Here is a 12857-nt window from a genome sequence, read left to right on the forward strand (position 1 = left end):
ACATGCTCCTGACCCCCAATGCCATGAGCCGGCGCATGCGTTTCGGCCTCTACGCTACGACTGGGCTGATCGGCCTGTTCCTGCTGTTGCCGATCGTGTTCATCGTGCTGCTGTCGTTCGGCTCCTCGCAGTGGCTGGTGTTCCCGCCACCAGGCTGGACGCTGAAATGGTACGGCCAGTTCTTCTCCAATCCCGACTGGATGAACGCCGCTGCCGCCAGCCTCAAGGTCGCCGTGCTGACCACCATCTGCGCTGTGGCGCTCGGTTTGCCGACCGCGTTTGCGCTGGTGCGCGGACGCTTTCCCGGCCGCGAGATGCTCTACGGCCTGTTCACCCTGCCGATGATCGTGCCGCTGGTGATCATTGCCGTGGCGGTGTACGCGCTGTTTCTCAAGCTCGGCTACACCGGAACGATGTTCGCCTTCGTCGTCAGCCATGTGATCGTCGCGCTGCCGTTCACCATCATCTCGATCATCAACTCGCTGAAGCTGTTCGATCAGTCGATTGAAGACGCGGCGGTGATCTGCGGTGCCTCGCGCTTGCAAGCGGTGTTCAAGGTGACGTTCCCGGCGATTCGTCCGGGCATGGTCGCCGGCGCCCTCTTCGCCTTTCTCGTTTCGTGGGACGAAGTGGTGCTCAGCGTGATGATGGCAAGCCCGACTCTGCAAACCCTTCCCGTGAAAATGTGGACCACCCTGCGCCAGGACCTGACCCCGGTGATCGCCGTCGCTTCGACGCTGCTGATCGGCCTGTCAGTGTTGGTCATGGTGATCGCCGCCGCCCTGCGCCGGCGCAACGAAATCAGCGCCTGAGCGCCCAGGAGTACGACATGAGTGCCGTGATCAAAGACGCATCCCAGCAGAGCGACAAACCCCTGGTCAGCCTGCGCAACCTGAACAAGCACTACGGCGATTTCGCTGCCGTCGACAATATCTCGCTGGACATCAAGGACGGTGAATTCCTCACGTTCCTGGGCTCCAGCGGCTCGGGCAAAAGCACCACGCTGTCGATGCTCGCCGGTTTTGAAACACCGAGCAGCGGCGAGATCCTCGTCAACGGCCAATCACTGGTCAACGTGCCGCCGCACAAGCGCGACATCGGCATGGTCTTTCAGCGTTACTCGCTGTTCCCGCATCTGTCGGTACGCGACAACATCGCCTTCCCTCTGGCCATTCGCAAATTGGCTGCGGCCGAGCGTGAAAAACGCGTCGATGCGATGTTGAAGCTGGTGCAGCTCGAACAGTTCGCCCATCGCCGCCCTTCGCAACTGTCTGGCGGCCAGCAACAACGGGTTGCCATCGCTCGCGCCTTGGTTTACGAGCCGCGCATTCTGCTGATGGACGAACCGCTCGGTGCGCTGGACAAGAAGCTGCGCGAAGACTTGCAGGATGAACTGCGCCAGCTGCACCGGCGCCTGGGCATCACCATCGTCTACGTGACCCACGACCAGGAAGAAGCCATGCGTCTGTCGCAACGCATCGCGATTTTCAGCCACGGCAAAATCGTTGGTCTGGGCAGTGGTTATGACCTTTACCAGAATCCGCCCAATGCATTTGTCGCGTCGTTTCTGGGTAATTCGAACTTCCTCAAGCTCAAGGCGCAAGGCAATGCAGCAGCGAGTTTCGAGGGCCAGTCGTTGTCGATTCGGCTGACGTCCGGGTTGCACACTGATCAGGATGTGCTGCTGATGGTGCGTCCGGAAAAGGCCTTGGCGCTGAGCACGCAGCAGGCGCTGGATGAGCCGCTGGCGGCGGGCTGGAATGAAGTATCGGCGAACGTTGTGGAGGTGTTGTTTCTCGGTGAAAGCCAGACGTGCAGCGTGGTGACTGCGGGCGGGACGTCGATGACGGTGAAAGCGCTATCGGCAGCGGGCATGCCGCTCAAGGCCGGCGATCCGGTACGGGTGCGCTGGGCGACGGCGGATGCTTGTGTTTATACCGAGTGGACCGAGAGCGACTTGAACAAGGCTGCCGGGGCTCACTGATTGCGCTGAGTCAGTTGGATCTACCCCCTCACCCCAGCCCTCTCCCCCACGGGGGGCGAGGGGGAAAGGGAGCCGATCTTCATGCTGTTCAAAATGTAAGTTCGACTCGGTATCGCACGTCGGCGTATCTCGCAACAACACCTCGGTCAGTCCCCTCTCCCATTGGGAGAGGGCTAGGGTGAGGGCAAGCAGGCGACACGGTATTAGCCAATGGCCCGGTACCCTTCAATCTCATCCGGCCAAGCCGTCAGCACTTCGAACCCGCTCTCCGTCACCGCGACCATATGCTCCCACTGCGCCGACAACGAGCCATCCTTGGTCAATACGGTCCAGCCATCCGGCATGTTCTTCACATGGCGTTTGCCGGCATTGAGCATCGGTTCCACGGTGAAAATCATCCCGGCCTTGAGCTTCAGGCCCTGATTGGGAAAGCCGTAATGCAGGATCTGCGGTTCATCGTGATAGACCTTGCCGATGCCATGGCCGCAGTATTCGCGTACCACACTGAAGCCCTCCGCCTCCGCCAGGCTCTGGATCGCGTGACCGATATCGCCCAGCGTTGCGCCCGGCTTCACTGCACGGATGCCTGCGCACATGGCTTCGTAGGTGGTCTTGATCAGGTGCTGCGCTTCAGGAGTCGCCTCGCCCACCACATACATGCGACTGGTATCGCCGAACCAGCCGTCCTTGATCACCGCGATGTCGAGGTTGACGATGTCGCCGTCTTTCAATGGCGTACCCGATGGAATCCCGTGGCACACCACATCGTTGACCGACGCGCAGACGGTTTTCGGAAAGCCGTGATAACCGACATTGGCTGGCACCGCCTTCTGCACATTGACGATGTAATCGTTGCACAGTCGATCCAGCTCATCGGTGGTCACGCCAGCCTTCACATGCGGCACCAGCATTGCCAGCACTTCAGCGGCGAGTTTGCCGGCGGCGCGGGATTTTTCGATGTCGGCCGGGGTGTTGATCTTGATCTGGTTTCTCATGCGCTGACGGCTTCCTGAGTCAGTTGTTGCAGATCCAGCCCACCATTCTGTTCGGCGCGGATCAGCAGGCGGCAAATGGCGCTGTGGTCGAGATTGGGATGCAGCTCGGCGAGCATGCCGATGCGCATCCAGTGCTCAGCCTGCGCGTTGATCGAGCGGCTGAGGGCGTTGCTGGAGATGCGCAGATTCTCGTGCATGTCCTCTGAAATCTTTACGATGCCCATGTCTATATCCGATACGAAATGTATATGGATCGTATACTAGCCAAGCTTACCCTCGGATTGCAAACGCTCCGCCACGCAAACACGCACCCGTGCAGGAGCTGCCGAAGCAGATTCGGCTCCCCATCAGCGGCCTGATCGACTACCATGCCCGCGCCGGTTTCCACACGGAATTAATAGGGAATCCGAGGTGCTCCACGCATCAATCGGAACTGCCCCCGCAACTGTAGGTGCCGAGCCTGCTCCTCGACTGCCACTGGGTGAACCCCGGGAAGGCCGGAGCGTGGCGATGACGCATCAGTCAGGAGACCTGCCGGCACAGTGACTGACCAACCGGCGGGGTGTCCGGGAAGGACATCGTGCCGTGCGCATTTTCCCCGTGCCGGCCTTGCGCAGTTTCCACGACCGCGCCCGAGGTGTGTTTCCAAACCGTACCCGCCCGCTCCCGTACGGTTCCCTTGGAGACTGCCCCATGCTGCTGCCCCGCGTTGCCACCCTGCTCACCGCTCTGAGCCTTTGCGCCCTGGCGCAAGCGGCGCCGACTGCGTATCCGCTGACCGTCGAAAACTGTGGCAGCAGCCTGACCTTTCAACACGCACCTGCGCGCACGGTGACCATCGGCCAGGCCGGCACGGAAATGCTCTATGCCTTGGGTCTGGGCGACAAAGTCGTCGGCACCTCACTGTGGTTCAACGACGTGCTGGGCACATACAAAGCGCAGAACGACACGATCGAGCGCCTCGCCGATAACGAGCCGAGTTTCGAAGCGGTGATCGCCAAACGCCCGGAGCTGGTTGCCGTCGAGCTGGAATGGATGGTCGGCCCGCAAGGCGCGGTCGGCACCCGCGAGCAGTTTCATGAACTGAAGATTCCGACCTATCTGCTGCCCTCCGATTGCGAAGCCAAGGACAACCTCGTCGGTTCGGACGGGACGCGGCTGGCACCGTTTCGCATCGACAGCATCTACAAAAGCGTGAGCCAACTGGCGGCGATTTTCGACGTGCAGGCGCGTGGCGAACAGCTCAATGAGCAGCTCAAAGCCAGCCTCGCGCAGTCGATCGCCACCGCGAAAAACCAGCAGCGCAAAGACGTCAGCGCCCTGGTATGGTTCTCCAGCGCCGAGATGGACATCGAGCCGTTCGTGGCCGGGCACAAAGGCGTTCCCGATTTCATGCTCAGCACCCTCGGCGTGCGCAACGTCGTCGAGTCCGATGAAGAATGGCCAACCGTCGGCTGGGAAACCATCGCCAAGGCCAACCCGACGTTTCTGGTGATTGCGCGCATGGATCGTCGACGTTTCCCGGCGGACGACTATCAGAAGAAACTCGCCTTCCTGCGCAGTGATCCGGTGACGCGCAACATGGACGCGGTCAAGCACAACCGCATCATCATCCTTGACGCCATGGCCATGCAGGCCAGCCTGCGCACCTTCGACGGCCTCGAACAACTGGCCAGCGCCATCAACGGCTACGACCTGTCGCAATGAGCAGACGCCTGATCCGTTTGCTGCTGGTGCTGTTGACGCTGTCGGTCGCGCTGATCGGCGGCGTGGCCATTGGTGAGACTTCGATCGAGCCGAGCGTGGTGTTGCAGGTGCTGGCCAACAAGCTGTGGGGCGCCGGTTATGTGCTCGACCCGATCGACGAAGGCATTGTCTGGAACTATCGCCTGACCCGCGCGCTGGTCGCGGCGGCCTGCGGCGCCGGTCTGGCGACCTGTGGCGTAATCCTGCAGTCGCTGCTGCGCAATCCGTTGGCCGATCCGTATCTGCTGGGAATTTCTGCTGGCGCCTCGACCGGCGCGGTGATGGTCGCCCTGCTCGGCGTCGGTGCCGGGGCGATTTCATTGTCGGTCGGTGCTTTTGCCGGCGCGGTGACCGCTTTCGCACTGGTGATCCTGTTGGCGCGAGTCAGCGGCTCGGCCAGCGGCACCGGGCAGATCATTCTGGCCGGGATTGCCGGCTCGCAGCTGTTCAACGCCCTCACCGCTTTTCTGATCACCCGCTCGGCCAGCTCGGAACAGGCGCGCGGGATCATGTTCTGGCTGTTGGGCAATCTCGGCGGCGTGCGCTGGCCGTCGGTGGGGCTGGCGGTGCCGGTGGCGGTGTTGGGGTTGGTTGTTTGTCTGTGGCATCGGCGGGCGCTGGATGCGTTCACCTTTGGTGCGGACTCGGCGGCGTCTCTCGGCATTCCAGTGCGACGTGTGCAGATTCTGTTGATTGGCTGCGCCGCGCTGGTGACGGCGGTGATGGTGTCGATTGTCGGCTCGATCGGCTTTGTCGGTCTGGTGATTCCCCATGCCGCGCGGTTGTTGCTCGGCACCGGCCATGCCCGTCTGCTGCCGGCCAGTGCGTTGGGCGGCGCAGTGTTTCTGATCGCCGCCGATGTGCTGTCACGCACCCTGATCAAGGGTCAGGTGATTCCTGTCGGCGTGATTACCGCGCTGGTCGGCGCGCCAGTGTTCGCGCTGATTCTGGTGGGCCGGAGATCGGCGCGATGAACACGGTTTTGAGTTGTGCTGATGTGGGCTTCAAAGTGCGCGGTGCCGAATTGCTCAACGGTGTCAGCCTCGATGTTCAGCGCGGCGAGACCCTGGGCATTGTCGGGCCGAACGGGTCGGGGAAATCCACTCTGCTGAAACTGCTCGCTGGCCTGCGCGAACCGAGCGCAGGTCAGGTGCAGCTCGACGGTCGGACGCTGGGCAAGATGTCGCGGCGCACTATCGCGCAGACGCTCGCGGTGGTTGAGCAACAGGCCGATACCGACGATGGCATTCGCGTGTTCGACGCGGTGGCGCTGGGGCGGACGCCGTGGTTGTCGGCGCTGCAACCGTGGTCGCCGGCCGATGACGCCATCGTCGAGCAAGCGCTGGTCGACGTCGACGCCGTGCACCTGCGCACCCGCCTCTGGCGCAGCCTTTCCGGCGGGGAACGCCAACGCGTGCACATCGCCCGCGCACTGGCGCAGCGCCCGCAGATCCTGCTGCTCGACGAGCCGGCCAACCACCTCGACATCCAGCATCAGTTGAGCATTCTGCACGTGGTGCGCGCACTGCCGGTGACTACGCTGATCGCTTTGCACGATCTCAATCAGGCGCTCAAATGTGATCGCCTGGCGGTGCTGGAGCGCGGGCGACTGGTCGCGCTTGGCGAGCCGCTGCACGTGCTGACGCCGGAGCGGTTACAGACGACTTTCGGGGTCAGGGCGCACTATCTGACAGACCCGTTCGATGGTGCGCCGATATTGCGCTTCCTTGCCTGATGCATGGGTGGCTGACACACCGCTTTCGCGAGCAGGCTCGCTCCCACAAAGGATTTGTGTGTTGCCGTGAATGACGGGGAGAACGCGAGTTCTGTGGGAGCGAGCCTGCTCGCGAAGGCGTCAGGTCATCCAACATGGTGTCGATTGACACACCGCTTTCGCGAGCAGGCTCGCTCCCACAAAGGTTATGTATTCCAGGGCGGTAAAGGGTCAGGCCCACTCTTTGCGCAGTTGCCGCGCGGCGCTGACCATGTGCACCAACGCCGCCTCGGTCTCTGGCCAGCCTCGGGTTTTCAAGCCGCAATCCGGATTGACCCACAGGCGCTCCACCGGAATACGCTGCGCCGCCTTGCGCAGTAAACCGACCATTTCCGACACATCCGGAATCCGTGGCGAGTGAATGTCGTACACGCCGGGGCCGATGTCGTTCGGGTAGGCGAACGCTTCAAACGCTTCGAGCAGTTCCATGTCCGAACGCGAGGTTTCGATGGTGATGACATCGGCGTCCATCGCCGCGATCGACTCGATCACATCGTTGAACTCGCTGTAGCACATGTGCGTGTGGATCTGCGTTTCGTCGCGCACGCCGGAGGCGCACAGGCGGAACGCTTCGCTCGCCCAGTGCAGATACGCCGGCCATTGCGCCCGGCGTAACGGCAAGCCTTCACGGAACGCCGCTTCGTCGATCTGCACGATTTTGATTCCCGCCGCTTCCAGATCATTCACCTCGTCACGAATGGCCAGCGCCAGTTGTTGAGCCTGCACCTCGCGGCTGACGTCTTCGCGCGGGAACGACCACATCAGCATGGTCACCGGGCCGGTCAGCATGCCTTTCATGACCTTGTCGGTTAGGCCTTGGGCGTAGCGGATCCACTCGACCGTCATCGCCTGCGGGCGGCTTAGGTCACCGAAAATCACCGCCGGTTTGACGCAGCGCGAACCGTAGCTCTGCACCCAGCCAAAGCGGGTGAAGGCATAGCCGTCGAGCTGTTCGGCGAAGTATTCGACCATGTCGTTGCGCTCGGCCTCACCGTGCACCAGCACATCCAGGCCGAGGCGTTCTTGAATTTCCACCGCGTGGCGAATCTCCGTGTGCATCGCATCGGTGTAATCGGCCGCGCTGAGCTTGCCTTGCTTGTAGGCCTGACGCGCCAGACGGATCGCCGCCGTTTGCGGAAACGAACCAATGGTGGTGGTCGGGAATAACGGCAGGTCGAGCTTGCCGCGCTGTTTGGCAATACGCTGGGCAAACGGCGATTGGCGTTGCGCATCCTTGGCAGTGATCGCCGCGACCCGCGCTTGTACCGCCGGTTTGTGAATACGCGGCGAGGCAGCGCGGCTGGTCTGCACCGAACGGCTTTGCGCGAGGGCACGCAGTACCTTCGGCGCTTCCGGTTCGCTGACCGCTTGAGCGAGCACGGCGACCTCTTCGCACTTCTGCACGGCGAACGCCAGCCAGCTTTTCAGTTCGGCATCGAGCTGGTCTTCGCGGCCCAGATCAACCGGGCTGTGCAGCAATGAACAGGACGGTGCTACCCACAAACGATCACCCAGACGCTCATGAGCATGGCGCAGCGTCGCCAGCGCGTTTTGCAGATCGCAGCGCCAGACGTTCCGACCGTTGACCACACCCAGCGACAGCACCTTATAAGCCGGCAGACGATCCAGAATGGTCGGGTACTGATCCGGCGCGCGCACCAGATCGATGTGCAAGCCATCGACCGGCAGGTTCGCCGCCAGACCGAGGTTTTCTTCCAGACCACCGAAGTACGTGGCGAGCAGTTTTTTCAGCGGATCGCGCTGGATCTGGTTGTAGGCGCGCTCGAAGGCATTCTTCCAGTCCTGCGGCAGATCGAGCACCAGAATCGGCTCGTCGATCTGCACCCACTCCACACCCAACGCCGCCAGCCGCGCGAAGATCTGGCCGTACAGCGGCAGCAGGCGGTCAAGCAAATCGAGTTTGTCGAAGTCGACGCCTTTGGTTTTACCCAGCCACAGATAGGTCAGCGGACCGATGATCACCGGTTTGACGTTGTGCCCCAGCACACGGGCCTCTTCGGTTTCCTCAAACAACTGCTCCCAACCCAGCTGAAATTGTTGATCGACGCTGAATTCCGGTACGAGGTAGTGATAGTTGGTGTCGAACCACTTGGTCATTTCCTGAGCGTGGCCTTCGCCGCAGCAAGCATTGCTGACGCCACGGGCCATGCTGAACAGGGTGTGCAGCGTGGCTTTGCCGTCATGGGGGCGGAAGCGCTCGGGGATCACGCCGAACATCAGCGAGTGGGTCAGCACTTGGTCGTACCAGGCGAAATCGCCAACCGGCAGCAAGTCGATGCCGGCGTTTTTCTGCAAGTCCCAATGGACCTTGCGCAGCTCACGCCCGACGTCACGCAGGCCCGCCTCGTTCAGTTCTCCTTTCCAGAACGCCTCTTGCGCTTTCTTCAGTTCGCGGTCGCGACCGATGCGCGGAAATCCAAGGGAATGGGCCAGTGCCATGACAAACAACTCCAGATGCTTATTCGATGGCGGGTATTGTCGGGAACCGGACTTGATGAAACAAACTCAATAAATTCTAGATCATCACAAGTTCTACTCATGCACAGCCGCCCCGTAGGAGCTGTCGAAGGCTGGGATCTTCTGGCCGTAGGGACGCAGAGCGTCCAAGGCTGCATTCCCACGCGGAGCGTGGGAACGATCAGAACACGTCAGGGCAACATGCAAGTTTTCGTTCTATCGTTAGATCCAAATGGCTGGATTTTCCAAGGATTAGAGGTTGCGAGAGAGGATGTCTGCGCCTAAGTTGCACGCGAGTCTTTTCCCCGCGATTGGAACGCGATCAACACCATAAAGAGGTGAAGAAATGTCAAAGGAATCACGCCCTGCCGTGCTTGGGCTGATAGGCAATACTCCGCTGGTGCAGGTCACCCGCTTCGATACCGGACCGTGCACGCTGTTTCTCAAACTCGAATCGCAGAACCCTGGCGGCTCAATCAAGGACCGTATCGGTCTGGCGATGATCGACGCTGCCGAACGTGACGGTCGCCTGCAACCGGGCGGCACGATTGTCGAGGCCACCGCCGGCAATACCGGTCTGGGTCTGGCGCTGGTCGGCCGCGCCAAAGGCTATCGCGTAGTGCTGGTGGTGCCGGACAAGATGTCCACCGAGAAGGTCCTGCACTTGAAGGCCATGGGCGCCGAAGTGCACATCACCCGCTCCGATGTCGGCAAGGGCCATCCCGAGTATTACCAGGACGTCGCCGCCCGCTTGGCCAAGGACATTCCCGGGGCGTTTTTCGCCGACCAGTTCAACAATCCCGCCAACCCGCTGGCCCATGAATGCAGCACCGCGCCGGAAATCTGGGCGCAGACCGAACATGATCTGGACGCCATCGTCGTCGGCGTCGGATCGGCCGGCACGCTGACCGGGCTGAGCCGTTTTTTCAAGCGCGTGCAGCCGGATCTGGAAATGGTCCTCGCCGATCCGGTCGGCTCGGTGATGGCGCAATACAGCCGCGACGGCACCTTGCCGACGCCCGGTTCGTGGGCCGTCGAGGGCATCGGCGAAGACTTCATTCCGTCGATCACTGACCTGTCCAGCGTGCGTCACGCCTACTCGATCAGCGACGCGGAAAGCTTCGATCACGCCCGCCAGTTGCTCAAGGCCGAGGGCATTCTCGGTGGTTCATCGACCGGCACCCTGTTCGCCGCCGCGCTGCGTTATTGCCGCGAGCAGACCGAGCCGAAACGCGTGGTCAGTTTCGTCTGCGACACCGGCACGCGCTACCTGTCGAAGGTCTACAACGACCAGTGGATGACCGATCAAGGCCTGTTGCAGCGCAAGGGCTACGGCGATCTGCGCGATTTGATCGCACGGCGTTTCGAGGACGGCCGGGTGATCAGCGTCGGCCCGGACGACACCCTGCTCACTGCGTTTCAGCGCATGCGTCTGGCGGATGTTTCGCAACTGCCGGTGCTGGTCGAAGGCAAGCAACTGGTGGGTGTGATCGACGAGTCCGACATCCTCCTCGGCGTCCACGAAGATGCCGCGCGCTTCAGCCAGTCGGTGTCCAGCGTGATGACCGACAAACTGCAAACCCTCGCCCCGGCTGCGAGCCTGGCCGAGCTGGAAGCGGTGCTCAGCCGTGGCCTCGTCGCGATCATCGCTGACGGTTCCAGCTTCCATGGCCTGATTACCCGCACCGACATGCTCAACCAATTACGGAGATCCCTTGCATGAGTCAGCACGACGATAAATCCCAAGGCTTCGCGACCCGGGTGATCCACGCCGGGCAGGAGCCGGACCCGACCACCGGCGCGCTGATGCCGCCGATCTATGCCAACTCGACTTATCTGCAAGACAGCCCCGGCGTGCACAAGGGGTTCGACTACGGCCGCTCGCACAACCCGACGCGTTTCGCCCTGGAGCGCTGCATTGCGGACCTTGAAGGCGGCACCCGAGCGTTCGCCTTCGCCTCAGGGCTGGCGGCGATTTCCACGGTGTTGGAACTGCTCGACGCCGGCTCGCACATCGTTTCCGGCAATGACTTGTACGGCGGCACCTTCCGCCTGTTCGACAAGGTTCGCCAGCGCAGCGCCGGGCACCGTTTCAGCTTCGTCGACCTGACCGATCTGTCGGCGTTCGAAGCCTCGCTGCAGGACGACACGCGCATGGTCATGGTCGAAACCCCTACCAACCCGCTGCTGAGCCTGTCGGACCTGGCCGCCATTGCGCGCATCTGCCGCGCGCGCGGGATCATCTGCGTCGCCGACAACACCTTCGCCAGCCCGTACATCCAGCGCCCGCTGGAGCTGGGCTTCGACATCGTCCTGCACTCGACCACCAAATACCTCAACGGCCACTCCGACGTGATCGGCGGCATTGCCGTGGTCGGACAGAACGCCGAACTGGCGGAAAAACTCGGCTTCCTGCAGAACGCCGTCGGGGCGATTTCCGGGCCGTTCGATGCGTTCCTGACCTTGCGCGGGGTGAAGACCCTGGCGCTGCGCATGGAGCGCCATTGCAGCAACGCCCTGGATCTGGCGCAGTGGCTGGAACAGCAACCGCAGGTCAAGCGCGTCTACTATCCGGGCCTTGAGTCGCACCCGCAGCACGAACTGGCCAAGCGGCAGATGCGCGGTTTTGGCGGGATGATTTCCGTCGATCTGAACAGCGACCTGGCCGGTGCGCGGCGCTTTCTGGAAAACGTGAAGATCTTTGCGTTGGCCGAAAGCCTCGGTGGCGTGGAAAGCCTGATCGAGCATCCGGCGATCATGACCCACGCGACGATTCCACCGGAGACGCGCGCCAAGCTTGGTATTGGCGATGGCTTGGTGCGGTTGTCGGTCGGAGTTGAAGACGTTGAAGACCTGCGCGCCGATCTGGCTCAGGCACTGGCAAGAATGTAAACAGCTCCACCCAAAGAAGCCCGCGCAATGCGGGCTTCGTCTTTTTTTGTCCGTCGATCTTTCTGCCGTGGCAGTTCCCGAGGCCGATCCTATACTCAATCGGCTCGATCAAAATTATCTCGACACCCGCACGCCGTTCGGTGTGCCCGTGCCTTTCGCCAACCAGGTAGAACCCAAGCCAGTGAGTCGTGGCGTCTGTATGCATCGCGCGCGATTGATCGCTGTTTGGCAACGGGTCGTGGAGAAAACCATGAAATACAAGTTGTTGTCAGGCGTGCTTCTTGCGGTAGCGGCCAGCGTTGTGGTGCCGAATGTCTTGGCGGCGCAACCGCAGGCGTTGGCTTCGGATGGGGCTGATCATGTTGGCGCCGGCGCGGTGGCCGCCGATGGCGCTGATCGTGTCGGTGCCGGCGCAGTGGCTGCCGATGGCGCTGATCGTGTCGGTGCCGGCGCGGTGGCTGCCGATGGCGCTGATCGCGTCGGTGCCGGCGCTGTGGCTGCCGATGGCGCTGATCGCGTCGGCACGGGCGCGGTGGCTGCCGATGGTTCTGATCGTGTCGGTGCCGGCGCGGTGGCTGCCGATGGCGCTGATCGTGTCGGCGCAGGCGCAGTGGCTGCCGATGGCGCTGATCGTGTCGGTGCCGGCGCGGTGGCTGCCGATGGTGCTGATCGCGTCGGCGCCGGCGCGGTGGCTGCCGATGGTGCTGATCGCGTCGGTGCCGGCGCGGTGGCCGCCGATGGCGCTGATCGTGTCGGTGCCGGCGCGGTGGCTGCCGATGGCGCTGATCGTGTCGGCGCAGGCGCGGTGGCTGCCGATGGCGCTGATCGTGTCGGTGCCGGAGCATTGGCAGCGGATGGGGCCGACCGCACCGGCGTCAACCGAGTGGCCTACTCCCGGGTCGGAGTCGGTTCTGATCGCGTGGCATCGGCGCTGATGACCGGCAGCTATTCCGACCAGTTCAACAGCCCACAATAATCGCCGCGAAAT

General features: G+C 62.3%; 10 protein-coding genes, 1 pseudogene and 1 riboswitch. Of the genes and pseudogenes, 8 read left to right on the top strand and 3 right to left on the bottom strand.

What is annotated here, in order from left to right; all coding sequences use genetic code 11:
- Window positions 1–2 precede the first annotated feature (2 nt).
- On the top strand, window positions 3–812 hold the full coding sequence (locus tag NF676_RS15525; RefSeq protein WP_007918021.1) for an ABC transporter permease: 810 nt from the start codon (window positions 3–5) through the stop codon (window positions 810–812).
- A 17-nt stretch (window positions 813–829) separates the two neighbouring features.
- A complete protein-coding gene (locus NF676_RS15530) occupies window positions 830–1984 on the top strand; it encodes an ABC transporter ATP-binding protein (protein WP_016775021.1) in 1155 nt (384 codons plus the stop codon).
- A 203-nt stretch (window positions 1985–2187) separates the two neighbouring features.
- On the opposite strand, the gene map is transcribed toward NF676_RS15530, so the two are convergent.
- Complete coding sequence (gene map, locus NF676_RS15535) at window positions 2188–2979, bottom strand: type I methionyl aminopeptidase (protein ID WP_122704021.1); 792 nt, start codon at window positions 2977–2979, stop codon at window positions 2188–2190.
- A complete protein-coding gene (locus NF676_RS15540) occupies window positions 2976–3203 on the bottom strand; it encodes a ParD-like family protein (RefSeq protein ID WP_007918027.1) in 228 nt (75 codons plus the stop codon). Before NF676_RS15540 ends, map begins: the two co-directional genes overlap by 4 nt.
- A gap of 137 nt (window positions 3204–3340) precedes the next feature.
- Window positions 3341–3532: riboswitch (cobalamin riboswitch) on the top strand.
- Window positions 3533–3672: 140 nt separating this feature from the next.
- Between NF676_RS15540 and NF676_RS15545 the strand changes: the two genes are divergently transcribed.
- The 3 genes and pseudogenes from NF676_RS15545 to NF676_RS15555 all read left to right on the top strand — a co-directional run.
- On the top strand, window positions 3673–4686 hold the full coding sequence (locus NF676_RS15545; protein ID WP_252886345.1) for an ABC transporter substrate-binding protein: 1014 nt from the start codon (window positions 3673–3675) through the stop codon (window positions 4684–4686).
- Window positions 4683–5699, top strand: a complete 1017-nt coding sequence (locus NF676_RS15550; protein WP_056789371.1) for a FecCD family ABC transporter permease — start codon at window positions 4683–4685, stop codon at window positions 5697–5699. Before NF676_RS15545 ends, NF676_RS15550 begins: the two co-directional genes overlap by 4 nt.
- 92 nt (window positions 5700–5791) lie before the next feature.
- Window positions 5792–6460: pseudogene (locus NF676_RS15555) on the top strand (ABC transporter ATP-binding protein); the annotation flags it as partial.
- Window positions 6461–6670: 210 nt separating this feature from the next.
- Here the strand turns inward: NF676_RS15555 and metE are convergent.
- Window positions 6671–8959, bottom strand: a complete 2289-nt coding sequence (gene metE, locus NF676_RS15560) for a 5-methyltetrahydropteroyltriglutamate--homocysteine S-methyltransferase (protein ID WP_252886347.1) — start codon at window positions 8957–8959, stop codon at window positions 6671–6673.
- A gap of 364 nt (window positions 8960–9323) precedes the next feature.
- On the opposite strand from metE, the gene NF676_RS15565 reads away from it, so the two are divergent.
- The 3 genes from NF676_RS15565 (at window position 9324) to NF676_RS15575 (ending at window position 12845) form a co-directional block, all read left to right on the top strand.
- Entirely contained in the window at window positions 9324–10700 is a 1377-nt protein-coding gene (locus NF676_RS15565; RefSeq protein ID WP_056789363.1) for a pyridoxal-phosphate dependent enzyme, read from the top strand.
- A complete protein-coding gene (locus NF676_RS15570; protein ID WP_252886348.1) occupies window positions 10697–11869 on the top strand; it encodes a cystathionine gamma-synthase in 1173 nt (390 codons plus the stop codon). Before NF676_RS15565 ends, NF676_RS15570 begins: the two co-directional genes overlap by 4 nt.
- 250 nt (window positions 11870–12119) lie before the next feature.
- A complete protein-coding gene (locus NF676_RS15575; RefSeq protein WP_252886349.1) occupies window positions 12120–12845 on the top strand; it encodes a hypothetical protein in 726 nt (241 codons plus the stop codon).
- Window positions 12846–12857 lie beyond the last annotated feature (12 nt).

The sequence above is a fragment of the Pseudomonas siliginis genome (assembly GCF_024072275.1).
In the GTDB taxonomy this organism is placed as follows: Bacteria; Pseudomonadota; Gammaproteobacteria; order Pseudomonadales; family Pseudomonadaceae; genus Aquipseudomonas; species Aquipseudomonas siliginis.